The 21,843-nt window shown below is 64.7% G+C and carries 19 protein-coding genes, 2 tRNA genes and 1 pseudogene; 13 read left to right on the top strand and 9 right to left on the bottom strand.

Features of this window, described 5'->3' with window-relative positions:
- Nucleotides 1-2 precede the first annotated feature (2 nt).
- On the bottom strand, nucleotides 3-1,004 hold the full coding sequence (locus Q7J44_RS14600; RefSeq protein ID WP_304881080.1) for a hypothetical protein: 1,002 nt from the start codon (nucleotides 1,002-1,004) through the stop codon (nucleotides 3-5).
- A gap of 202 nt (nucleotides 1,005-1,206) precedes the next feature.
- On the opposite strand from Q7J44_RS14600, the gene Q7J44_RS14595 reads away from it, so the two are divergent.
- The 7 genes from Q7J44_RS14595 to Q7J44_RS14565 all read left to right on the top strand — a co-directional run bounded on the left by Q7J44_RS14595 (nucleotide 1,207) and on the right by Q7J44_RS14565 (nucleotide 6,904).
- Nucleotides 1,207-2,160, top strand: a complete 954-nt coding sequence (locus tag Q7J44_RS14595) for a metal ABC transporter solute-binding protein, Zn/Mn family (protein ID WP_304881078.1) — start codon at nucleotides 1,207-1,209, stop codon at nucleotides 2,158-2,160.
- Nucleotides 2,153-2,941, top strand: coding sequence for a metal ABC transporter ATP-binding protein (locus Q7J44_RS14590; RefSeq protein WP_304881076.1), 789 nt, complete (start codon nucleotides 2,153-2,155; stop codon nucleotides 2,939-2,941). The genes Q7J44_RS14595 and Q7J44_RS14590 overlap by 8 nt, the downstream gene beginning before the upstream one ends.
- Complete coding sequence (locus Q7J44_RS14585) at nucleotides 2,938-3,795, top strand: metal ABC transporter permease (RefSeq protein ID WP_304881074.1); 858 nt, start codon at nucleotides 2,938-2,940, stop codon at nucleotides 3,793-3,795. Before Q7J44_RS14590 ends, Q7J44_RS14585 begins: the two co-directional genes overlap by 4 nt.
- A complete protein-coding gene (locus tag Q7J44_RS14580; RefSeq protein WP_304881072.1) occupies nucleotides 3,788-4,657 on the top strand; it encodes a metal ABC transporter permease in 870 nt (289 codons plus the stop codon). The genes Q7J44_RS14585 and Q7J44_RS14580 overlap by 8 nt, the downstream gene beginning before the upstream one ends.
- Nucleotides 4,658-4,689: 32 nt before the next feature.
- On the top strand, nucleotides 4,690-5,277 hold the full coding sequence (gene hisB / locus Q7J44_RS14575) for an imidazoleglycerol-phosphate dehydratase HisB (RefSeq protein ID WP_304881070.1): 588 nt from the start codon (nucleotides 4,690-4,692) through the stop codon (nucleotides 5,275-5,277).
- 71 nt (nucleotides 5,278-5,348) lie between these two features.
- On the top strand, nucleotides 5,349-5,987 hold the full coding sequence (hisH, locus tag Q7J44_RS14570) for an imidazole glycerol phosphate synthase subunit HisH (RefSeq protein WP_304881068.1): 639 nt from the start codon (nucleotides 5,349-5,351) through the stop codon (nucleotides 5,985-5,987).
- Entirely contained in the window at nucleotides 5,984-6,904 is a 921-nt protein-coding gene (locus Q7J44_RS14565; protein ID WP_304881066.1) for a glutaminase, read from the top strand. Before hisH ends, Q7J44_RS14565 begins: the two co-directional genes overlap by 4 nt.
- A gap of 34 nt (nucleotides 6,905-6,938) precedes the next feature.
- On the opposite strand, the pseudogene Q7J44_RS23320 reads toward Q7J44_RS14565, so the two are convergent.
- Together Q7J44_RS23320 and Q7J44_RS14560 are read right to left on the bottom strand one after the other, a co-directional pair.
- Nucleotides 6,939-7,103 (bottom strand): annotated as a pseudogene (locus tag Q7J44_RS23320) (Ada metal-binding domain-containing protein); the annotation flags it as partial.
- 72 nt (nucleotides 7,104-7,175) lie between these two features.
- Nucleotides 7,176-7,577: a DUF2147 domain-containing protein gene (locus tag Q7J44_RS14560; protein ID WP_304881065.1), complete on the bottom strand. Its 402-nt coding sequence runs from the start codon at nucleotides 7,575-7,577 to the stop codon at nucleotides 7,176-7,178.
- 136 nt (nucleotides 7,578-7,713) lie between these two features.
- Between Q7J44_RS14560 and hisA the strand changes: the two genes are divergently transcribed.
- The 3 genes from hisA (at nucleotide 7,714) to Q7J44_RS14545 (ending at nucleotide 9,601) form a co-directional block, all read left to right on the top strand.
- The gene (gene hisA, locus Q7J44_RS14555) at nucleotides 7,714-8,433 is read left to right on the top strand and encodes a 1-(5-phosphoribosyl)-5-[(5-phosphoribosylamino)methylideneamino]imidazole-4-carboxamide isomerase (protein ID WP_304881063.1); all 720 of its coding nucleotides are present in this window, start codon (nucleotides 7,714-7,716) and stop codon (nucleotides 8,431-8,433) included.
- A gap of 92 nt (nucleotides 8,434-8,525) precedes the next feature.
- Nucleotides 8,526-9,287 carry an imidazole glycerol phosphate synthase subunit HisF gene (gene hisF / locus Q7J44_RS14550; protein ID WP_304881062.1) on the top strand — a complete coding sequence of 254 codons (762 nt, stop codon included), beginning with the start codon at nucleotides 8,526-8,528 and terminating at the stop codon, nucleotides 9,285-9,287.
- A complete protein-coding gene (locus Q7J44_RS14545; protein WP_304881060.1) occupies nucleotides 9,284-9,601 on the top strand; it encodes a phosphoribosyl-ATP diphosphatase in 318 nt (105 codons plus the stop codon). Before hisF ends, Q7J44_RS14545 begins: the two co-directional genes overlap by 4 nt.
- 124 nt (nucleotides 9,602-9,725) lie before the next feature.
- Here Q7J44_RS14545 and Q7J44_RS14540 read toward each other — a convergent pair whose 3' ends face one another.
- Together Q7J44_RS14540 and rlmB are read right to left on the bottom strand one after the other, a co-directional pair.
- Complete coding sequence (locus Q7J44_RS14540; RefSeq protein ID WP_304881058.1) at nucleotides 9,726-10,151, bottom strand: CoA-binding protein; 426 nt, start codon at nucleotides 10,149-10,151, stop codon at nucleotides 9,726-9,728.
- Nucleotides 10,152-10,299: 148 nt separating this feature from the next.
- Nucleotides 10,300-11,109 (bottom strand): 23S rRNA (guanosine(2251)-2'-O)-methyltransferase RlmB, encoded by an 810-nt coding sequence (gene rlmB, locus Q7J44_RS14535; RefSeq protein ID WP_304881056.1) that lies wholly within the window; start codon nucleotides 11,107-11,109, stop codon nucleotides 10,300-10,302.
- A gap of 141 nt (nucleotides 11,110-11,250) precedes the next feature.
- Between rlmB and Q7J44_RS14530 the strand changes: the two genes are divergently transcribed.
- Nucleotides 11,251-11,334 (top strand) — tRNA-Tyr (locus tag Q7J44_RS14530).
- A 193-nt stretch (nucleotides 11,335-11,527) separates the two neighbouring features.
- Here Q7J44_RS14530 and Q7J44_RS14525 read toward each other — a convergent pair.
- A tRNA-Gly gene (locus tag Q7J44_RS14525) sits at nucleotides 11,528-11,602 on the bottom strand.
- A 151-nt stretch (nucleotides 11,603-11,753) separates the two neighbouring features.
- Nucleotides 11,754-15,215: a pyruvate carboxylase gene (locus Q7J44_RS14520; RefSeq protein WP_304881055.1), complete on the bottom strand. Its 3,462-nt coding sequence runs from the start codon at nucleotides 15,213-15,215 to the stop codon at nucleotides 11,754-11,756.
- Between the two features lie 228 nt (nucleotides 15,216-15,443).
- On the opposite strand from Q7J44_RS14520, the gene Q7J44_RS14515 reads away from it, so the two are divergent.
- Nucleotides 15,444-17,831: an ATP-dependent helicase gene (locus Q7J44_RS14515; RefSeq protein WP_304881053.1), complete on the top strand. Its 2,388-nt coding sequence runs from the start codon at nucleotides 15,444-15,446 to the stop codon at nucleotides 17,829-17,831.
- A gap of 75 nt (nucleotides 17,832-17,906) precedes the next feature.
- Here the strand turns inward: Q7J44_RS14515 and Q7J44_RS14510 are convergent, their stop codons facing one another.
- The gene (locus tag Q7J44_RS14510) at nucleotides 17,907-19,052 is read right to left on the bottom strand and encodes a benzoate/H(+) symporter BenE family transporter (RefSeq protein ID WP_304881051.1); all 1,146 of its coding nucleotides are present in this window, start codon (nucleotides 19,050-19,052) and stop codon (nucleotides 17,907-17,909) included.
- 686 nt (nucleotides 19,053-19,738) lie between these two features.
- Entirely contained in the window at nucleotides 19,739-19,954 is a 216-nt protein-coding gene (locus tag Q7J44_RS14505) for a DUF1127 domain-containing protein (RefSeq protein ID WP_304881049.1), read from the bottom strand.
- Nucleotides 19,955-20,210: 256 nt separating this feature from the next.
- Between Q7J44_RS14505 and Q7J44_RS14500 the strand changes: the two genes are divergently transcribed.
- Complete coding sequence (locus Q7J44_RS14500) at nucleotides 20,211-21,296, top strand: Mrp/NBP35 family ATP-binding protein (protein ID WP_304881047.1); 1,086 nt, start codon at nucleotides 20,211-20,213, stop codon at nucleotides 21,294-21,296.
- Nucleotides 21,297-21,843 lie beyond the last annotated feature (547 nt).

Raw genomic sequence — 21,843 nt, 5'->3', positions numbered from 1 at the left:
GTTCAGCGCAGCCACAACCCTTCACGTTTCAGCGTGTTGCGGATCACCTGTTCGCGCTGCGGCAGGTTTGCGCGGTCAAACAGTGCGCGCGCCCGGCGGCCCTGATTTTGCAGCACCATCGCCTTGACCGGCGGATGGTCGCGCAGCACCCGGCGCAGGGGTGGGTCTTTCGCCACCGCCTCCAGCACCTCGACCGCCCGGTCGCTTTCGCGGGCGTACAGCAGCGGCAGGGTGCGGTAATGGCAGGTCACATCGCCATCAAGCCCCGCGTGCCCCACGCCGGGCCGACCGCCGCCAAGGGAATGGATCACCAGCGGCAGCGCCACCTGATCCAGCCATGGGTCAAGTTCCTGCAACACCAGTTCGGGCGGCGGGTCATCGCGGATTGACTTCGCATAGGTCAGGAACCGTGCGCCAAAGCGCCGGGGACTGGCATGAAAGAACCAGCCCGCGTTGAAATACAGATAGCGCTGCCAGTAGTCATCCGGCTGGCTCCGGTCCAGCGAGCTGGCAAAGTCCAGCCCGAAGCGGTCATAAAGCGATTTCCAGATCGCGCTGTATCCGGGCCCGTACAATTCTATCTTTGGCCATGTCCCCTCGCGCCGCATGCTGGCGGCCGGGCGGATGAAATCAAACACCACCGTGGCCAGATCGCCGGTGATCAGGGTGTCTGTGTCCAGAAACAGAAACGGTGCCTCGGGCAGGGCGGCCAGCGCCTCGATCTTGTTGCCATAGGGGTAGGCCTGCCCGAAAACCTGCGACTCGAACGGCAGAATCGTGGCCCCCAGACCTTTCAGCACCTCCCGCGCGCCGACACTCATGCGCGGATCGGTTTGCCACAGCGGCCCCGGCTGCGGTTCGCAGATCACCAGCCGCCCGGAGAAGCCGGGGTTGGTCAGCCGCAGCGAGCCTGCCAGCAGGATCGCCTCATATTGCAGCCGCCCGGCCTGACCGATGGCCATGACGGTGAAATCCTGTCGCTGAGTCGAGCCGGGATCGGGCATCGGGTCTCCCGCTGTTTTGCCTGCCTCACAGGCGCTTAAACGATGTGTAGCGGGGTTTGCGAGCCTGTGAAAGCCGATGCCGGGCAGTGGCACGCGCAATCTGCGGCGGTATGATATTGAGAATGGTTCGCAAAACTATTGACATTGAGAATAATTCGCATAAGTCTGAAATTGTAAAAACCCCTTGCTCAGGACACCTCTCATGCTGGCGCGACGCAGATTTATCGGGCTGATGGCAGCGGCCCTTGCGCCCGGTCTGACGATTGCCCCGCGCGTTGCCGGTGCCGACACGGTGCCCCGCATCGTCGCCACGACGGGCATGATCGCCGATGCCGCGCGGGCGCTGACTGGTCTGCCGGTCACCGCGCTGATCGGGCCGGGGATGGACCCGCATGGCCACCGGCCCACCCGCAATGATATCCTGACCCTGTCGCGCGCCGATCTGGTGCTCTGGCACGGGCTGAACCTTGAGGCGCAGTTCGCCAAGCTGATGGCGGGCTTGTCGCAAAACTCTCCCGTGCTGGCCGTGGCCGAAACCCTGCCAGCCGACCTTTTGCTGGCCGATCCCGCCTATCCCGACCGTCCCGACCCGCATATCTGGTTTGACCCCGCACTCTGGGCGCAGGTCAGTCAGGCGATGGAGCCGACGCTGGCCGCCTTCGCCCCCGATGTGGCCGCGCGTGGCACCGCCTACCGGGCCGAGGTTGAGGCGATTGCAAGCTATGCCAAAACGGCGCTCGATACTATTCCCGCCGGATCGCGTCTGCTGGTCACCGCCCATGACGCCTTCGCCTATTTCGGTCGCGCCTTCGGGCTGGAGGTGGAAGGCGTTCAGGGCATTTCCACTGATTCCGAGGCCGGTCTGTCGCGCATTGCCGAACTGGTTGATCTGCTGGTCGCCCGGCAGGTGCCTGCGGTGTTTGTCGAAAGCTCGGTCTCTGACCGCGCCCTGCGCGCGCTGATTGAAGGGGCCGCGGCCCGCGGCCATACTGTCCGCATCGGGGGGGAGCTGTTTTCCGACGCCATGGGGCCGGACGGCAGCTATGAAGGCACCTGGGTCGGCATGATGGATCACAACGCCACATCCATCACCCGCGCACTGGGCGGTACGGCGCCAGAGCGGGGGGCCTCTGGGGCCCTGGCCGCACATGGCTGAGGATGGCGCAGGCAGGCCGGTGCAGGCCAAGGTCCAAACCGCGCTTGCCGTGCAGGGTCTGACCCTGCGCTACAACGATGTGCTGGCACTCGATGGGGCGTCCGCTGACTTCCCCATCGGCAGCATGACCGCCATCATCGGCCCAAATGGGGCGGGTAAATCCACCTTCCTGAAATCCGTACTCGGTCTGGTCGAGGCGCAGGGCACCGTCGCCGCCTTCGGGGTTCCGGTGGCACAGGCGATGCCCCGCATTGCCTATGTGCCGCAACGCGCGGCGGTGGACTGGAGCTTTCCGGTCCGGGTGATCGACGTGGTGCTGATGGGCTGCTATCGCAAAACCGGGCTGCTGGGCCGGATTGACAGGCGGATGACGGCGCATGCCATGGGGGCACTGGCCCGCGTCGGCATGCAGGATTTCGCCCGCCGCCAGATCGGTGCCCTGTCGGGCGGCCAGCAACAACGGGTGTTTCTGGCCCGCGCCTTGGCGCAGGGGGCGGATCTGTTCCTGCTCGACGAACCCTTTGCCGGGGTCGATGCCGCGACCGAGGCTGCGATCATCGGGGTGCTGAAATCGCTGCGCGACGGCGGGGCGACGATCGTCGCCGTGCATCATGACCTGTCTACGGTGGCCGCCTATTTCGACCGGGTGCTGCTGATGAACCGCCGCACCGTCGCCGAAGGTCCGGTGGCCGATACCTTCACCCGCGCCGCACTGGCGCAGGCCTATGGCCCCGCCCTGATGCTGGACCCTGCCGAACCTACCCGAAGGCCCGCCGCATGATCTGGCAGGCCCTGCTGCTGCAAGCCGGTTACAACGCCGCGCTGGTCAGCCTTGGGGCCGCCCTGCTGGGCGCGGCGGCCGGGGCTGCGGGCGCGTTCCTGACCCTGCGCCGCCGCGCACTGATGTCGGATGCGATGGCCCATGCCACCCTGCCGGGCATAGGTCTGGCCTTTCTGGCCATGGTGGCGCTTGGCGGCGATGGCCGCTTTCTGCCGGGGCTGATGCTGGGCGCGGCCCTGACCGCCGCTGCGGGCCTTTGGGCGGTGCAGCGCCTTGCCCGCCAGATGCACGAAGACGCTGCCACGGGTGCGGTGCTGGCCAGTTTTTACGGCGCGGGCATCGTGATTCTGACGCTCATTCAGGGCCTTGGCACCGGCCGCCCGGCGGGGTTGGAAACCGTGCTGCTCGGCTCCACCGCCGGGATGCTGCGCGCCGATGCGCTGGTGATCGGCTTTGGCGGCCTGGCCGTCACCTGCGCGCTCTGGGCGCTGCGCCGTCCGCTGGCCATGGTCGCCTTCGATCCGCTGCACGCGCAGATGATGGGTGTCAGGCCGCGCCGGATGGACGCGGCGCTGATGGCGCTGGTGCTGGCGGTGGTGCTGGTCGGGCTGAACGTGACCGGGCTGATCCTGATCGTGGCACTGCTGGTCACCCCCGCCGTGACGGCAAGGATGTGGAGCACGACCGTCACCGGCACCGCCTCCCTGTCAGCGCTGATCGGGGCCGCCTGCGGCTACACTGGTGCTGCCATTTCGGCCTCGGTACCCGACCTGCCCACCGGCCCGGTGATCGTGCTGCTGGCGGCGGGCGGTTTCGCGCTGACGCTGCTGATCCGGGGCAAGCGCGATGGATGAATTCCTGCTGTTCTCGCTGCCGCCGATGCTGATCGCATCGCTCGCCGCCATTGCCTGCGTACTGCCCGGCAATTTCCTGCTGCTGTCGCGCCGCGCCATGCTGGGCGACGCCATGAGCCATGTGGTCCTGCCCGGCATTGTCGCGGCCTTCCTGCTGACCGGATCTGGCAGCGGCGTGGTGATGGGGGCAGGGGCGCTGGTTGCGGCGGGGCTGTCGGCGCTGCTGATCGAATGGGTCACCCGCCGCGCGCAGCTGGAGCCGGGGGCGGCGATGGCCGTGGTCTTCACCACGATGTTTGCGCTTGGCGTGGTGCTGCTGGAAACCACCGGCACCTCGGGCGTGCATCTGGATGTCGAACACGCGCTTTATGGCAATCTGGAAAGCCTGATCTGGCTGGGTGCCCCTCCGCCCGAACTGCTGCGCCTGACCCTGATTGCGGCGGGCCTTGCCATCGCGCTGCGGCTGGTCTGGCGGCCTCTGGTGCTGGCGACTTTTGACCCGGTCTTTGCCCAAACCCAAGGCATCCCCGTCGCCTGGCTGCGTGCCGGACTGACTGCTGCCACCGCCCTTGCAGCGGTGGCCGCCTTTCAGGCCGTAGGCTCGATCCTCACCATCGCCATGCTGATCTGCCCTGCCGCTTCGGCGCGGCTGCTGACCCGCACCTTGCCCGCGCAACTCGCGGCCTCGCTCAGCTTCGCCGTCGCCTCGGCGCTGATTGGCTATATTCTTGCAGGCTATGCGCCGCTGTGGGTGGGGCTGCCCTTCACCCTGTCGGCCTCTGGCATGATCGCCACGGTGTCGGGCCTCATGCTTGCGGGGTCTGCGCTGATCGCTTCCCATCGCGCCCGCGTCGCCCTATAAGACCGCGATCCCCAAGCCAAAAGGGCACGCCGATGCGCACCGCCGAAATCACCCGCAAAACCGCCGAGACCGAGATTGCGGTCGCGATCAACCTCGACGGCACCGGCCAGTATGACGTGAACACCGGTGTCGGGTTCTTCGACCATATGCTCGACCAGCTTGCCCGCCATTCCCTGATCGACATCACCCTGCAGGCCAAGGGCGACCTGCACATCGACGATCACCACACGGTGGAAGACTGCGGCATAGCGCTGGGTCAGGCGCTGACGCGCGCACTTGGCGACAAGACCGGCATCCGCCGTTATGGCCATTTCGCGCTTGCGATGGACGACACCCAGATCACCTGCGCGCTGGACCTGTCGGCCCGGCCGTTCCTTGTCTGGAACGTCGATTTCCCGACCGCAAAGATCGGCACCTTCGACACCGAACTGGTGCGCGAATTCTTTCAGGGCTTTGCCACCCACGGCGGCATCACCCTGCACATCGACCGCGTCCATGGGTTGAACAGCCACCACATCGCTGAGGCCGCGTTCAAAGCCGTCGCCCGCGCCCTGCGCATGGCGGTCGAACCCGACCCCCGCATGGCAGGCCAGCTGCCCTCGACCAAAGGCGCGCTCTAACCCATTTTCAGTCTTCAAATATCCCCGCCGGAGGCTCCCACAGCCCCGCGGGGTGCCAAGGGCCCAGAACCATGCTCACCGTCCTCGTCGATTACGATAGCGGCAACCTGCACTCTGCCGAAAAGGCGTTCCAGCGCATGGCGGCAGAGGTCGGCGGCGGTGATGTCCTCGTGACATCCCGCCCCGAAGATGTCGCCTGCGCCGACCGCATCGTGCTGCCCGGTGACGGTGCCTTCCCAGCCTGTCGTCGGGCGCTCGGCGATGTCGGCGGGCTGTTTGAGGCGATTGAAGAGGCGGTCACGACCAAGGCCCGCCCCTTCCTCGGCATCTGCGTCGGCATGCAGATGATGGCGAGCCGGGGCCGCGAATACGCTGACACCAAAGGCTTTGACTGGGTCCCGGGCGAGGTGGTGAAGATCGCCCCCGCCGACCCCAGCCTGAAAGTCCCGCATATGGGCTGGAATGATCTGGTGATCGACCACCCCCACCCGGTGCTGGCGGGGATCGAAACCGGCGATCACGCCTATTTCGTGCACTCCTACCACTTCCGGGTATCCGATCCGGCCCAGCGTCTGGCCCATGTCGATTATGCCGGTGATGTCACCGCGATCATCGGGCGGGGCACCATGGTCGGCACCCAGTTCCACCCGGAAAAATCGCAGGCCACCGGCTTGCGCCTGATTGCCAATTTCCTGCAATGGAAGCCATGACCCCGGCTGATCTGCAGCCGATCCTTGACGAAATCGCACATGACATGGCGGCCGCGACCGACCGGGGCGCGCCCGCCACCTATATCCCCGAACTGGGCTGCATCGATCCCGGCCAGTTCGGCATTGCCGTCTGCCTGCCCGGCGGGGAGACCCTGCACGCAGGCGATGCCACAACACCCTTCTCGATCCAGTCAATCTCCAAGGTCTTCACCCTCGCCATCGCCCTTGGCCGTCTGGGCGACAGTCTCTGGGTCCGGGTGGGGCGAGAGCCTTCGGGGCTGGCCTTCAATTCCATCGTCGCGCTGGAGCAGAACAACGGCATCCCGCGCAACCCGTTCGTCAACCCCGGTGCCATCGCGGTGACAGATGCCATCCTGCACGGGTTGCAACCGCGCGACGTGCTGGCAGAGGTGCTGCAGTTCCTGCGCAGCGCCGCCGAAGATGACGATATCCATATCGACAAGGCTGTCGCCCTGTCGGAACTGGCCCATGCGCATCGCAATATCGCGATGGCGGAATTCATGGCCGCACATGGCAATCTGCAAAACCCGACAGCGCTGACCATCGGCACCTATTGCCACCAATGCGCGGTGGAGATGACCTGCGTGCAACTGGCCCGCGCCGGGCGCTTTCTGGCGGGGTTCGACACTGCGCCGCGTCTGGTGTCGCCATCACGCGTGCGCCGGATCAACGCGCTGATGCTGACCTGCGGCCATTACGACGCCTCGGGCGATTTCGCCTATAACGTCGGCCTGCCCGGCAAATCCGGGGTCGGCGGTGGCATCCTGGCCATTGCACCAGGACGCGCCAGCATTGCGGTGTGGTCGCCGGGTCTGAACGCTCAGGGCAATTCCAAACTGGGGGCTGACGCGATGGAGCGGCTGGCCCTGGCCACCGGCTGGTCGGTCTTCGGCTGACCGCCACAGCGTTTGCAGGCCCGCAGGCCCGCAGGCCCGCCGCCATCGCCCCGGGCGCATTGTCAAGCAGCCGCACATTGCGGCGCGGGGGCGTGCGCGCGACGCAGCCAAAGCCGCAGAAGATCCCGGTGCTCAGCACCTCGATCACCCCGGGCCGCGCCCGCCGTGCCACCAGTTCCGCCCAATCTGCATCTGTCATCAGGTCCCCCCAAAGCAAAAGGCGCGCGGCAACCCTTGCTGCCACGCGCCCCCCGTTTCAACCCGATCTCTGCTATTTCACCCGGCTCCAGGTTCCGCCGTCGCGGCAGATCCCCAGCACGCAGCCCGAAATCGCCAGCCCGTTGCCCTGCAGAACCATCTTGCCGTTGTAGGTCTTGTTGCGGTCGGGTGACCAGACTTTGCCATCGCCATAAGCGCCGCCGCCTTTGGACCGCATGTCCCAGACCACCCGCTTGCCGACATTGTCGGATTTTATCTCTTTGCCTGCCCCGTCAAAGGCCTTGACCAGCGTGCCGCACACGGCGGCCCCGCAGGTGGTCACCTGCACATGGCCAAAGTTGCCATTGTCATCCGGCTTGGTCTTCCAGACCCCCTCTGCCGGATCGGCAAGGGCGGCGGAAGCGGTGAAAATCACGGCAGCAGCCAGTGCCAGCCGTTTCGCGAATCTGTTCATGATGGGCTCCTCCCTGAAGCTGTGCCGATCATCCGCAATCCGCCCCGTGCCTTGCAAGCATGACGTCGGGTCGCGGCCCTCTTGGCATCGGCGGCCTGCCATGCCAAAGGGGGGAAAAGCTGAAATTGGGTGCGCTATGATCCTCTATCCTGCCATCGACCTGAAAGATGGCCACTGCGTCCGCCTGCTGCGTGGCGAGATGTCTGCCGCCACCGTCTTCGGCGATGACCCGGCCGCACAGGCCGCGGCGTTTGAGGCCGCAGGCTGCGACTGGTTGCATCTGGTCGACCTGAACGGTGCCTTCGCAGGCCAGCCGGTCAACGCGCTCGCGGTCGAGGCGATCCTGAGCCGCATCACCGTCCCCGCCCAGCTTGGCGGCGGCATCCGCGACATGGCCACGATAGAGATGTGGCTGGAAAAGGGCCTCGCCCGCGTGATCCTCGGCACGGTCGCGGTGGAAAACCCCGCGCTGGTGCGCGACGCCGCCCGCGCTTTTCCGGGCAAGATTGCGGTGGGCATCGACGCCCGCAAAGGCTTTGTCGCCACCAAAGGCTGGGCGGTGGAAACCACCGTGCAGGCCACCGACCTCGCCCGCAGCTTTGAAGACGCGGGGGTGGCGGCGATCATCTACACCGACATCGACCGCGACGGCGCGATGCAAGGCCCCAACATTCCTGCGACCGAGGCCCTCGCCCGTGCCGTCTCCATCCCCGTCATCGCATCGGGCGGCGTCTCCTCCATGGCCGACCTTGCGGCGCTGCAAGAAACCGGCGTCATCGCCGGTGCCATCTCGGGCCGCGCGCTCTATGACGGGGCCATTGATCTCGCAACCGCTTTGCAGGCACTCAAAGCCTGAGGTGCAGCTTTTCCAATTCCTCCGGGGGACGCGCACAGCGCGGGGGGCAGCGCCCCCTTTCCCCGGCCCCCCGCACGCGCTAGGGTCCGCATATGCTCAAAACCCGCATCATCCCCTGCCTTGATGTCGCCGATGGCCGTGTGGTCAAGGGCGTCAATTTCATCAACCTGATCGACGCGGGTGATCCGGTCGCGGCCGCGCGCGCCTATGACGCGGCGGGCGCGGATGAGCTGACCTTTCTTGATATCCACGCCACGCATGAGAATCGCGGCACGATGTTCGATCTGGTGACCCGGACCGCCGAGCAATGCTTCATGCCGCTGACCGTGGGTGGCGGCGTGCGCACGCATCATGATGTGCGCGCGCTGCTGCTGGCGGGGGCCGATAAGGTCAGCTTCAATTCGGCGGCGGTCGCCAACCCCGATGTGGTGGCCGATGCCGCCGATCGTTTCGGCAGCCAGTGCATCGTGGTGGCCATAGACGCCAAGACCGTTTCCGCCGGAAAATGGGAGATTTTCACCCATGGCGGCCGCAAGCCTACCGGCATCGACGCGGTGGAGTTTGCCCGCACCGTCGCCGCCAAGGGCGCGGGGGAAATCCTGCTCACCAGCATGGACCGTGACGGCACCAAGGGCGGCTACAACCTGCCCCTGACCCGCGCCATCGCCGATGCGGTGTCGATCCCGGTCATCGCCTCGGGCGGTGTCGGAACGCTCGATCATCTGGTCGAAGGGGTGACCGAAGGCCACGCAAGCGCCGTGCTGGCTGCGAGCATCTTCCACTTCGGCACCTTCACCATCGGTCAGGCCAAGGCCCACATGGCCGCCGCCGGCATTCCGGTGCGGCTGTCATGAGCGATACATTGAACCGCCTGTCAGCCACCATCACCGCACGCAAGGGCGCAGACCCCGAGTCGAGCTGGACCGCAAAGCTGCTGGCCAAGGGCCCGGAAAAATGCGCCGAGAAATTCGGCGAAGAGGCGATAGAGGCGATCATCGAAGCAGTAAAGGGCGACCGTGCCAAACTGACGTCAGAGGCGGCAGATGTGCTGTATCACCTGCTGGTGATGCTCGCCGCCCGCGATGTGCCGCTGGCAGATGTGCTGGCCGAGCTTGACCGGCGCGCGGGGCTGTCGGGTATCGCGGAAAAGGCAGCGCGGCGGGACTGAGCGGAAATTGAGTATTTGGGTCAAGATGAAGGGGCGGGCGGTGTTCCACGCCTTCATCTTGACCCAAATACTCATCTTGCAGCCTTACAGCCTGACCTGCGGCAAAAGGAAGGCGGCGCGGCTCTCAGCCCAGCCCCAGCCGCGGGATCTCGATGGCAGGGCAGCGGTTCATCACCACCTCTACGCCCTGCGCGCGGGCCCGTGCGGCGGCTGACTCGTCTTCCACGCCCAGCTGCATCCAGACACAGACCAGTTCGGGAAACCGCGCCAGCGCTTCATCGACCACCGCACCCGCTTCTTCGGACCGGCGGAAGATGTCGACCATGTCAACATGGCCCTCAATCTCCGACAGGCTGGCGCGCACCGTCTCACCCAGAACGATCTGCCCGGCCTGACCGGGGTTTACCGGAATCACCCGATATCCCTGACGCGCCAGAAATGCCGCCACCCGGTGGCTCGGTCGGTCGGGCTTGGGCGACCAGCCCACCAAGGCAATGGTGCGGCAGCGGGTCAGAATCCCGGCAAGGCGGGCGTCTTCGGTCCGGGTCATGGCTTCACCTGTGCAAGCAGCAAGAAAAAGGCGCCACGGGTTGAAGCCCGGGCGCCAAGTCGCGGAACGAGGGACAGTGAATGTGACGCGGGAGTTCCAGCCCGCATCCATACAGTGTCAGATAGGTAGTCCGGTGCGGGCTTAAAGCTCATGTCGCGCTTTTGTGAACCACCCGCTGGCTGGCGGCATAAAGCGAGACCGCAGCGGCGTTGGAAACGTTCAGGCTGCCAAAGGCCCCGGTGTATGGAATGCGCGCCAGATAGTCGCAGGTGTCGCGGGTTTTTTCCCGCAAACCCGGCCCCTCGGCCCCCATCACCAGCGCGATGGGGCGCTTGTTGGCCAGATCGAGCGCCCCCTCCAGCGTGTGTTCTGCCTCACCCTCCAGCCCGATCAGGATATAACCCATGTCGCGCAGTTCCTGCATCGCATCCGACAGATTGCCGACCCGCAGATAGGGCTGCCGCTCCAGTGCGCCGCTGGCGGTCTTGGCCAGCGCCCCGGTTTCCGGCGCCGAGTGGTGGCGGGGGGCAATCACCGCCCGTGCGCCGAACACTTCCGCGCTGCGCAGCACCGCGCCCACGTTATGCGGGTCGGTCACCCGGTCCAGCAGCACCACCAGCGGTGCGCCTGCGCCCGAAATCGCCACATCGGCCAGCTTGCCCCAGTTCAGCGGGCGCACTTCCATCGCCGCCCCTTGGTGGACAGATCCGTCATCGATCGGCACGTCGAACTTGCGCGGATCGGCAATCTCCGGCTCAATCCCCGACAGCGCCACCGCCTCTTCCAGCTTGTCGAGCGCGTTCTTGGTCAGCACCAGCCGCAGCTTTTCCCGCGCCGGATTGACCAGCGCATCGCGCACGGCGTGCAGGCCGAACAGCCAGACGGTCTCCTTCGCTTCGGCCCGCTTGCCGCGTTCCTTGTCGATCACCCAGGTTGGTTTGGTGGTTCCGGTCTTCATCATTCAGCCCATTGTTTCTGGCGTCACAGAATGCGGCGGGGCAGGGGGGATGCGCAAGCCGAAACTCTGGCCTGCGCTTTGCAATCGCTTTTGCATTCGGTGCTTGACGCCCCCCGGCCCCTTGGGTATTCCGCCCCCGTCGGGTGACGAGCTGCAAGGTGCGGCAGCGGACTGTAACTCCGCCGGGGAGACCCACGCCTGGTTCGATTCCAGGGTCACCCACCATGTTTCATGGGGATGACACCGACGAAACAGACCGCCTTCGGGCGGTTTTTTTCGTTTTGGCCTGCCCACTGCCCACTGCACAAACCCGATCCCGCAGATTGCGCTTCCAAGGGGCGACCTTGTGCGGCGTTCAGCAGATGGCGGGGGCAGGAAATGAAAAAGGGCAGCCGAAGCTGCCCGTTTCAGACCGAAATGGAGCGGGCGAGGCGATTCGAACGCCCGACCCTAACCTTGGCAAGGTTATGCTCTACCCCTGAGCTACGCCCGCACCGTTTCGGTAAGCGGTGATTTAGGGGATGGCGCGGGTGCCTGCAAGGGAAAAATGCATGGCGCGGCGCATTTTTCGCGCCGGTTTGTGTGGGCGGTGAAAGAAAGGCCCCACCACAGGGGCTGGGCCTACAACCGTTTGTAATATATGCCTATTCCAGCTCGACCAGCAGATCCTTGGCGTCGATCTGACTGCCCGCCTGCACATGCAGCGCCTTGACCACGGCTTCCCGGTCGGCGTGCAGGCCGGTTTCCATCTTCATCGCCTCGATGGTCAGCAAAAGATCGCCCGCGCGCACCTTCTGCCCCACCGTTACCGCAATGCTGGCGACCGATCCCGGCATCGGCGCGCCGATATGGCCGGCGTTGCCTTCGGCCGCCTTGGGCCGGGCGGCGGTTTTCGCCTTGATGGCCCGGTTGGCGACCCGGATCACCCGGGGCTGGCCGTTCAGCTCGAAAAACACCTTCACATCGCCGTCTTCCGACACATCGCCCACCGCCTGCAGCCGTATTTCCAGCGTCTTGCCGGGATCAATCTCGGCGGTGATCTCTTCTCCCGAGGCCATGCCGTAAAAGAACGTCCGTGTCGGCAGAATCCGGACCGGACCGTACAGGCGGTGGCGGGCGCGGTAATCCATGAACACCTTGGGATACATCAGGTATCCGTTCAGGTCTTCTTCATCCAGCATCTCGCCATCGGCCTCATCCTGCCCCAGATGCAGTTCCTGCGCCAGCTTGGCACGCACCTCGCTCAGATCGACCGGCGGCAGGGTCTTGCCGGGCCGGTCGGTCAGCGGGGCCTCACCTTTCAGCACCTTTTTCAGAATGCCCTCGGGCCAGCCGCCATGCGGCTGCCCCAGATTGCCCTTGAGCATATCGATCACCGAGTCGGGGAAGGCCAGCTCCACCCCCGGGTCTTCGACCTGCGCCCGGGTCAGGCCCTGCGCCACCATGATCAGCGCCATATCGCCCACCACTTTCGACGATGGCGTGACCTTTACGATATCACCGAACATCTGGTTGGCATCGGCATAGGCCTGCGCCACCTCGGGCCAGCGTTCTTCCAGCCCCAGGGACCGCGCCTGCGCTTTCAGGTTGGTGAACTGCCCGCCGGGCATTTCGTGCAGGTACACTTCCGACGCCGGGGCAGGGGAACCCGATTCAAACGCCGCATATTGCGCCCGCACCTGTTCCCAATAGTTGGAAATCTCTCGGATCGCGGCAATATCAAGGCCCGTGTCGCGGTCGGTATGGCGCAGCGCCTCGACGATCGACCCAAGACAGGGCTGCGAGGTGCCGCCCGAAAACGCATCCATCGCCGCATCGACCGCATCGACGCCCGCATCACAGGCCGCCAGAATGGTCGCCGCCGCAGCCCCCGATGTGTCATGGGTGTGGAAATGCACCGGCAGACCGACCTCTTGCTTCAGCGCCTTGATCAGCACCCGCGCCGCCGCCGGTTTCAGCAGTCCCGCCATATCCTTCAGACCAAGGATATGCGCGCCCGCCCCCTTCAGCTCCAGCGCGCGTTCGACATAGTATTTCAGATCATATTTCGCCCGCGCAGGGTCCAGCAGATCGCCGGTATAGCAGATCGTGCCTTCGCAAACCTTGTTTGCTTCCAGCACCGCATCCATCGCCACGCGCATATTCTCAACCCAGTTCAGGCTGTCGAACACGCGGAACACATCCACCCCGGTCTCGGCGGCCTGCTTGACGAACGCCTGCACCACGTTGTCGGGGTAATTGGTATAGCCCACCCCATTGCTGGCGCGCAGCAACATCTGGGTCATCAGATTGGGCATCTGGGCGCGCAAGTCGCGCAGCCGCTGCCACGGGCATTCCTGCAAAAAGCGATAGGCCACGTCAAACGTCGCCCCGCCCCAGCATTCCACGCTGAACAGTTGCGGCAGGTGTGCTGCATAGGCTGGTGCCACCTTGATCATGTCGATTGACCGCATCCGGGTGGCCAGCAGGCTTTGGTGACCATCACGCATGGTGGTATCGGTGATCAGCACCTTTTTCTGCGCTTTCATCCAATCCGCCACTGCATGCGGGCCCTTTTGCTCCAGCAGGTTGCGTGTGCCCATCGCCGGTTCTGCGCGCACCTTCGGCGGTTTGGGGGCCTTGGCCTCGGCATGCGGCTTCGCACGACCTGCGGTTTCCGGATGCCCGTTCACCGTGATGTCGGCGATATAGGTCAGGATCTTGGTCGCCCGGTCGCGCCGCTTGCGGAAGGCAAAAAGGTCGGGCGTGGTGTCGATGAATTTCGTCGTATAGCTGTCATCGAGGAAAGTCGGATGCTGCAACAGGTTGATCACAAACTCGATATTCGTCGCCACGCCGCGGATGCGGAATTCGCGCAGCGCCCTGTCCATGCGCGCTATCGCCTTTTCCGGCGTTTGCGCATGGGCGGTCACCTTGACCAGCAGCGAGTCGTAATACCGGGTGATCACCCCCCCGGCATAGGCGGTACCACCATCCAGCCGGATGCCATTGCCAGTGGCGCTGCGATAGGCGGTCAACCGCCCGTAGTCCGGGATGAAATTGTTCAGCGGATCTTCGGTCGTGACCCGGCATTGCAGCGCATGGCCGTTCAGTTTTACCCCGGCCTGATCGGCCACGCCTGTTGCCTGCGCAAGCGTCTTGCCCTCGGCAATCAGGATCTGCGCCTGTACGATGTCGATGCCGGTGACTTCCTCGGTCACGGTATGTTCAACCTGCACACGTGGGTTTACCTCGATGAAATAGAATTTCTCATCATCCATATCCATCAGGAACTCGACCGTTCCCGCGCATTCGTAATTCACATGGGCACAGATCTTGCGGCCCATCTCGCAGACCTCGGCCCGCTGCGCCTCGGTGAGATAAGGGGCAGGCGCGCGCTCCACCACCTTCTGATTGCGGCGCTGCACGGTGCAGTCCCGTTCCCACAGGTGATAGATTTCGCCATGCTTGTCGCCAAGGATCTGCACCTCGACATGCCGCGCGCGCTGGATCATCTTTTCCAGATAGCCCTCGCCATTGCCGAACGCCGCCTCTGCCTCGCGCCGGCCTTCGCGCACCTTTGCCTCCAGCTCATCCTCTGCCAGAATCGGTCGCATCCCGCGCCCGCCGCCGCCCCAGGACGCTTTCAGCATCAGCGGATAGCCCACCAGCTTGGCCTCGGCCTTGATCGCGGCCATATCCTCGCCCAGCACTTCGGTGGCGGGAATAACCGGCACCCCGGCCTCAATCGCCACCCGCCGCGCCGAAGCCTTGTCGCCAAGCGCGCGCATGGTTTCGGCCCGTGGCCCAATGAAGGTAATCCCGGCCTGATCACAGGCCTCAACAAAATCCGGGTTTTCCGACAGCAGCCCATAGCCGGGGTGGATCGCATCCGCGCCGCACATCTTGGCCACCCGGATGATTTCCGGGATCGACAGGTAAGCCCCCACCGGCGACAGCCCTTCACCGATCCGGTACGCCTCATCGGCCTTGAAACGGTGAAGGCTCAGTTTGTCTTCCTCGGCAAACACCGCCACCGTCTTCTTGCCCATTTCATTCGCGGCCCGCATCACCCGAATGGCGATCTCCCCCCGGTTGGCGACAAGAATCTTGCTGAACTCGGGCATGGCTAACTCCATCAAAGGCGTGGCGACGGCGCGGCAGAGGCGCGGCATTCCGCCTCACTCTATTGGTGCCGCACTGCAGCGCAAGAGTGCTGTGTGCGCAAACGGCAAAGTTCGCGAAATTTGCAAGCGCGGCTTTGCCCCTGCGAATTCCCGCCTTTGCGCAGCGAAAATGTGAACAAGTCACGAACAGACGCTTTTCATCCGGCCAATCCGGCGTATAAATGCCCGATGACCGATTGGGATGAAAATGACGCCTTCGAGGCCGCCGCCGCACCTTCCGTGCCGCCGAAAGTACCTTTGTCGCAGCGCGCCATGGCCGCACGGCCTGCGCCTTATCTCGACGACCTGAACCCCGCACAGCGCGCCGCGGTCGAGGCGCTGGATGGCCCGGTCCTGATGCTGGCCGGGGCCGGTACCGGCAAAACCAAGGCGTTGACCAGCCGCATCGTGCACCTTTTGCACACCGGCCGCGCCCGCCCGAATGAGATTCTGTCGGTGACCTTTACCAACAAGGCCGCGCGCGAGATGAAGGAACGGGTTGGCCGCCTTTTGGGACAGGTCGCCGAGGGGATGCCGTGGATGGGCACCTTCCACTCGCTCTCGGTGAAAATCCTGCGCCGCCATGCCGAATTGGCGGGGCTGAAGCCCAACTTCACCATTCTCGACACCGACGACCAGATCCGCCTGATGAAACAGTTGATCGCTGCCGCCGATATCGATGAAAAACGCTGGCCCGCCCGCATGTTGGCGGGCATGATCGACGGCTGGAAAAACCGCGCCCTGACGCCGATGAATGTGCCCTCGAACGAGGCTTCCGGCTTCAACAACATGGGAACCGAGCTTTACGCCGCCTACCAGGACCGTCTGCGCACCCTGAACGCCACCGATTTCGGCGACCTTCTGCTTCACTGCGTCACCATCTTTCAGGCCCACCCCGATGTGCTGGGCCAGTATCAACGCTGGTTCCGCTATATTCTGGTGGATGAGTATCAGGATACCAACGTCTGCCAATACCTCTGGTTGCGCCTGCTGGCGCAATCGCACAAGAACATCTGCTGCGTCGGCGATGATGACCAGTCGATCTACGGCTGGCGCGGCGCCGAGGTCGGCAATATTTTGCGGTTTGAAAAGGACTTTCCCGGCGCGACCGTGATCAAGCTGGAACAGAATTACCGCTCCACCGCCCACATCCTCGCCGCCGCCTCTGGCGTGATCGCCGCCAATAAGGGGCGTTTGGGCAAAACCCTGTGGACGGCGGGTGAGCCGGGCCAGAAGGTCCGCCTGATCGGCCATTGGGACGGCGAGGAAGAGGCGCGCTGGATCGGCGAAGAGGCCGAGGCGCTGCAACGCGGCACCCGAGGACTTGATCCGGTCGGGCTCGACAGTCAGGCGATTCTTGTCCGCGCCTCGCATCAGATGCGCGCGTTCGAGGACCGCTTCCTCACCATCGGTCTGCCTTACCGCGTCATCGGCGGCCCGCGGTTCTATGAGCGGCTGGAGATCAGGGACGCCATGGCCTATTTCCGCCTCGCCGTCTCACCCGAAGATGATCTGGCCTTTGAGCGTATCATCAACACGCCCAAGCGGGGCCTGGGTGACAAGGCCCAAGGCGACATCCAGCGCATGGCCCGCGCCGCAGGCGTGCCGCTGCTCGACGGCGCGCGCGAAGCGGTGGCCAAGGCCACCATCGGCGGCAAGGGCGGCGGCCAGTTGCGCCAGTTTGTCGAAGGTGTCGACCGCTGGCACGCCGCCACCCTGCACGCCGACTACAACCACATTGCCCTTGCCGAACAGATCCTCGACGAATCCGGCTACACCACGATGTGGCAAAACGACAAAACGCCCGAAGGCCCGGGCCGGCTCGAAAACCTGAAAGAACTGGTGAAGGCGCTGGAACAGTTCGAAAATCTGCAAGGCTTTCTCGAACATGTCAGCCTGATCATGGAGAACGAGACCGAGGAATCGTCCGAGAAAATCTCGATCATGACCCTGCACGCCGCCAAGGGTCTGGAATTCCCCGTGGTCTTCCTGCCGGGTTGGGAAGACGGGCTGTTCCCCAGCCAGCGCAGCATGGACGAATCGGGCCTCAAGGGCATCGAGGAAGAACGCCGCCTGGCTTACGTCGGCATCACCCGCGCCGAAGAACTGTGCACCATCAGCTTCGCCTCCAACCGCCGCGTCTATGGCCAGTGGCAAAGCCAACTCCCCTCGCGCTTCATCGACGAACTCCCGTCGGATCATGTCGAGGTGCTGACCCCGCCCGGCCTCTACGGTGGCGGCTACGGTGCCGCCGCCCCGGTCGGCTTCGGTTCCGGGCTCGAGGAGCGGGTGTCAAAGGCCGATGTCTACAACTCCCCCGGCTGGCGCCGGTTGCAGGCGGGCCAGTCGAACCGTCCGGTGCATCAGCCCAAGGAATCGCGCCACGTCACCATCGATGCCGAGGCAATCTCCGCCTTCACCATCGGCGACCGGGTGTTCCACCAGAAATTCGGCTACGGCCACGTCACCGACATCGAAGGCGATAAACTCGACGTCGATTTCGAACACGCCGGCCCCAAAAAACTGGTCGCCCGCTTCGTCATCCCTGCCGCGCAGGCCGACGATGTGCCGTTCTGACAGGGCTTTGCGCGGCCCTTGCCCATTCATCTTGACAAAAATACTCAAATCCAACGCCTGTCAAAAGCACCGCCCTCAGCCGCGCTTCACCCGTTCCAGTCCGTAAATCACCAGCCCGGCGACCAGCCCCCAGAACGCCGCCCCCACGCCGAACACCACCACGCCCGACCCGCTCACGGCCAACGTGATTGTGGCGGCAAAGCGCGTGTCCACCACCGCAAAGGCCCCCGCCAGCGCCCCCATCAGCGGCCCCAGCAGCGCCAGCGCGACCAAAGCCACCATCACCTGCGGCGGCAAAGCCCCCAGCAGCACCAGAATCGCCGGGGAACACAGGCCCAGCAGAACCCATGCCCCCGCATATGCCAGTCCGACCTTCCAGCGCTGGTCACGGTCGGGGTGCACGTCATCGCCCATGCAGATCGCCGCCGTGATCGCGGCCATGTTGATCGTATGCGCCCCGAACAGCGCCGAGACCGCCGAAATCCCCCCGGTCACCGCCAAGGCCCGCGTCACCGGCGGCTGATACCCCGCCGCCCGCATCACCGCGAACCCCGGCAGGTTCTGGCTCGCCATCGTCACCAGATACAGCGGCACACCCAGCCCGATCAGCACGCCGATATTCCATTCGGGCATCACGAACACCGGGGCGGGGGCGGGAAACGCCAGCGCGGGCAGCAGCGCTGCCCCGGTGCCAAAGGCCAAAGCCAGCCCTGCCGCAAGGGCGGCCAGCACCGCCAGCGCCGGGTTCCACAGCCGCACCAGCGCAAACACCGCCACCATCGGCAGCACCAACCCCGGTGCCGCCTCTGCCGCACCCGCACCGCGCAGGCAGAACGGCAGCAAAACCCCCGCCAGCATCGCCGCCGCAATCCCATCGGGAATCGCCGCCACCAAACGGCCCAAGGGCCGCACGGCCGCCGTCAGCGCCACCAGACCGCCGGCCAGGACAAAGGCCCCGACCGCTTGGCCCATCGTAATCCCGCTGGTCGCCGCAATCAGCGCCGCACCGGGCGTCGACCATGCCAGCACCACCGGCACCCGGTTCCACACCGACAGCCACGCCGACCCCACCGCCTTGGCCAGCGATATCGCCAGCACCCAGCTTGCCGTCTGGCCCGCATCGGCACCCACGGCCAAAGCCGCCGCCAGCACCAAGGCAATGGTTGACCCATAGCCGACAAGCGCTGCCACAACCGCCGCTGATATCAAGGAAATCCGCATAACGCCCCCGTTTGCCGCGACTATTCCGGTCTGCCCCGGCAATCGCAACCCCTGAAACTGAAAACGGCGACGCCCAGGGAGGAGGAGGGGCGCCGCCGCATCATTCACGACCAGCCCAAGGGAGGAGGAGGGGGCCGGCGTATCAGGGAACCCGAACCCCAGGGAGGAGGAGGGGGCGCTAGGTTCCGCTTTTCAGTCCAACCCCAGGGAGGAGGAGGGGGCAGGACCGAACCATGGTGAGGGGCAAGCCCTCGAATTTCGGGCGCGGCGACCCCAGGGAGGAGGAGGGGGCCGCCGCTGATCCGACCGGCTCAGGGAGGAGGAGGAGCCGTTCGAACTGTGGTGGGGGCAGATCCATCAGGACCGCGCCCCCGGAATTTCGGGCGCGGCGACCCCAGGGAGGAGGAGGGGGCCGCCGCTGATCCGACCGGCCCAGGGAGGAGGAGGGGCCGTTCGAACTGTGGTGAGGGACGACCAAGGTCACCCTCGAATGATCCGCGGCACCCTCAGGGAGGAGGAGAGAGGGTGCCGCTGTTCCGACCGGTCTCTGGGAGGAGGACGAGACCGCCCGTATCAGATAAGAGCCGAAGCTCGGTTTTAAAGGGCGTCGGCATCAGGGAGGAGGTTGATGCCGACGCTTTTGCTACGGACCCCTGGGAGGAGGAGCGGGGCCCCGCAAAGAAAATTCACTTGCCGTAGGCAGCCTCATTCGCGACGCGGGTGATCATGGTGCGGTGAATGCCCAAATCAGCCAGTTCGCGGTTCGACAGCGCCTGCAGTTCCCGCACGGTCTGTTTGAACACCCGGCGACGTTCCAGACCAACGCGAATGGTTTTCACGATGGCCAGGGCCCGGTCAGCAATGCCGTAGGAAGCGGCACGCGATGAGTTTATATATGCCATAGCTCTATAGCCTCTCGGTTTCGGTTCGGTTGCAGCGTTCTGCCGCGTTGTTAGGGGTAACATGGGGCAAATGCTGCACCTGCACAATAGCCTACATGTGCAATGCTGCCATGCAGAACCTGCATGGCTTTTTGTCACAGAAACGTCATTAATTTCAGCGCCTTCGTGTAAATTTTGAGCGTTTGGTCAAGCAAACCTTGAGCTTTCGGGCAAAGATCGCGACTGTGCTGCAAGGACAGGCAAAAGGATAATGATCATGGGTGTCTCTCGGGAAACGGTGATGGCGGCGCTGTCTGGAATCAAGCTGCCGGGCGGCGGCGATCTTGTGTCACAGGACATGATCCGCGCCCTGACGCTGGACGACTCTGCCGGTGGCATCAGCGTGCGATTCGTCATTGAGGCCCCGACGCCCGAATCCGCGCGCGAGGTTGCCCCGTTGCAGCCGCAGGCCGAGGCCGCCGTGCGCGCATTGCCCGGTGTCATCGCCGTGCAGGCCGTCACCACCGCCCACGGTCCCGCCGCCAAACCTGCCGCGCCCAGCCTGAAGATCGGTCAGCACCCCACGCCGCAACAGGGCGGCCCGCAGAAGCTGGCCGGAATCGACCGCATCATTGCCATCGGCTCGGGCAAGGGCGGGGTGGGCAAATCCACCGTCTCCTCCAACCTTGCCGTCGCCCTTGCCCGGCAGGGCCGCCGCGTCGGCCTGCTCGACGCCGATATCTACGGCCCCAGCCAGCCCCGGATGATGGGCGTCAACCGCCGCCCCGGCAGCCCCGATGGCAAGATCATCGAACCCATCGTGGCGCATGGCGTCACCATGATGTCGCTTGGCCTGATGCTCAAGGATGACGAGGCGGTGATCTGGCGCGGCCCGATGATCATGGGTGCGCTGCAACAACTGCTGACACAGGTGGCTTGGGGGAATCTGGATATCCTGCTCATCGACCTGCCGCCCGGCACCGGCGATATCCAGCTGACCCTGTGCCAGCGCACGCAGCTGACCGGGGCGATTGTGGTCAGCACGCCGCAGGATGTGGCGCTGCTCGATGCGCGCAAGGCGCTTGATATGTTCCTCAAGCTGAAAACCCCGGTGCTGGGGCTGATCGAGAATATGTCGACCTTCTGCTGCCCCAATTGCGGGCATGAGACGCAGATCTTTGGCCATGGCGGGGTGAAGGCCGATGCCGAACGCCTTGACCTGCCGTTTCTTGGCGAACTGCCGCTGACCCTCGCCGTCCGGCAGGCCGGCGATTCAGGCACCCCCATCGCCGCCACCGATGCCCCCGAGGCCGAAGCCTATGCCCGTCTTGCCCATCGCCTGATTGCGGGCGGTATGGCCTGACACTTTTGGCGAAAGTGGGGGCGCATACAGATAGCGCGGCATCTGCACAGCGGGACTGATGCTCCGCCAAGGCCCTGGCCTTGGCGGGCGTGGGACTGCCGGTTGTTGCACTGCTGACCGATGTGATCCCCTGCCCGGTGCCGCGGCCTATCTTCCGGCCCGCATCCCCTGACCCATGGCCGGTCAGTGACCAGCCGGGATCATCCGGGAAACCCCGATCACGCCGAATCACGCAACCGGGATTTTCTGGGAAAATGGTGTGAAGCCACCGGATTCTTGCGTTTCATGGTGATCTTCCTGTCACAAAAGACCAATTTCACACGCCTGACGCGAAATATTTAACCATTGGCCGGGAAACCCCGGGAAAAACTGCGACCACTACATATAGCGCTCACGCGGACGTTACTGCCTATAATTTGCTGAATTACTAACGGATACGTTCCCAGATGCTGTTCCGAACCGGGCGACAAACCCCGATTGGCCCGCCTGTGCCCAAAATTTCCCGTTGCTTCCCAGATCATCCCATGGCATCCCTTGTGACATCGAA

It is taken from the genome of Pseudotabrizicola sp., from assembly GCF_030656345.1.
GTDB lineage: Bacteria > Pseudomonadota > Alphaproteobacteria > Rhodobacterales > Rhodobacteraceae > Pseudotabrizicola.
The sequence above is the reverse complement of the archived record's forward strand: the minus strand, read 5'-3'. Positions and strand labels throughout refer to the sequence as shown.

What these genes read in the sequence shown, in the direction of transcription:
- Q7J44_RS14585 (WP_304881074.1), top strand. Translation starts at nt 2,938, where the DNA reads ATGATCTGGCAGGCCCTGCTGCTGCAAGCCGGTTACAACGCCGCGCTG.
- Q7J44_RS14515 (WP_304881053.1), top strand. Translation starts at nt 15,444, where the DNA reads ATGACCGATTGGGATGAAAATGACGCCTTCGAGGCCGCCGCCGCACCT.
- rlmB (WP_304881056.1), bottom strand. Translation starts at nt 11,109, where the DNA reads ATGAAGACCGGAACCACCAAACCAACCTGGGTGATCGACAAGGAACGC.
- Q7J44_RS14565 (WP_304881066.1), top strand. Translation starts at nt 5,984, where the DNA reads ATGACCCCGGCTGATCTGCAGCCGATCCTTGACGAAATCGCACATGAC.
- Q7J44_RS14510 (WP_304881051.1), bottom strand. Translation starts at nt 19,052, where the DNA reads ATGCGGATTTCCTTGATATCAGCGGCGGTTGTGGCAGCGCTTGTCGGC.
- Q7J44_RS14500 (WP_304881047.1), top strand. Translation starts at nt 20,211, where the DNA reads ATGGGTGTCTCTCGGGAAACGGTGATGGCGGCGCTGTCTGGAATCAAG.
- Q7J44_RS14580 (WP_304881072.1), top strand. Translation starts at nt 3,788, where the DNA reads ATGGATGAATTCCTGCTGTTCTCGCTGCCGCCGATGCTGATCGCATCG.
- hisF (WP_304881062.1), top strand. Translation starts at nt 8,526, where the DNA reads ATGCTCAAAACCCGCATCATCCCCTGCCTTGATGTCGCCGATGGCCGT.
- hisH (WP_304881068.1), top strand. Translation starts at nt 5,349, where the DNA reads ATGCTCACCGTCCTCGTCGATTACGATAGCGGCAACCTGCACTCTGCC.
- Q7J44_RS14540 (WP_304881058.1), bottom strand. Translation starts at nt 10,151, where the DNA reads ATGACCCGGACCGAAGACGCCCGCCTTGCCGGGATTCTGACCCGCTGC.
- Q7J44_RS14560 (WP_304881065.1), bottom strand. Translation starts at nt 7,577, where the DNA reads ATGAACAGATTCGCGAAACGGCTGGCACTGGCTGCTGCCGTGATTTTC.
- hisA (WP_304881063.1), top strand. Translation starts at nt 7,714, where the DNA reads ATGATCCTCTATCCTGCCATCGACCTGAAAGATGGCCACTGCGTCCGC.
- Q7J44_RS14505 (WP_304881049.1), bottom strand. Translation starts at nt 19,954, where the DNA reads ATGGCATATATAAACTCATCGCGTGCCGCTTCCTACGGCATTGCTGAC.
- hisB (WP_304881070.1), top strand. Translation starts at nt 4,690, where the DNA reads ATGCGCACCGCCGAAATCACCCGCAAAACCGCCGAGACCGAGATTGCG.
- Q7J44_RS14600 (WP_304881080.1), bottom strand. Translation starts at nt 1,004, where the DNA reads ATGCCCGATCCCGGCTCGACTCAGCGACAGGATTTCACCGTCATGGCC.
- Q7J44_RS14595 (WP_304881078.1), top strand. Translation starts at nt 1,207, where the DNA reads ATGCTGGCGCGACGCAGATTTATCGGGCTGATGGCAGCGGCCCTTGCG.
- Q7J44_RS14590 (WP_304881076.1), top strand. Translation starts at nt 2,153, where the DNA reads ATGGCTGAGGATGGCGCAGGCAGGCCGGTGCAGGCCAAGGTCCAAACC.
- Q7J44_RS14520 (WP_304881055.1), bottom strand. Translation starts at nt 15,215, where the DNA reads ATGCCCGAGTTCAGCAAGATTCTTGTCGCCAACCGGGGGGAGATCGCC.
- Q7J44_RS14545 (WP_304881060.1), top strand. Translation starts at nt 9,284, where the DNA reads ATGAGCGATACATTGAACCGCCTGTCAGCCACCATCACCGCACGCAAG.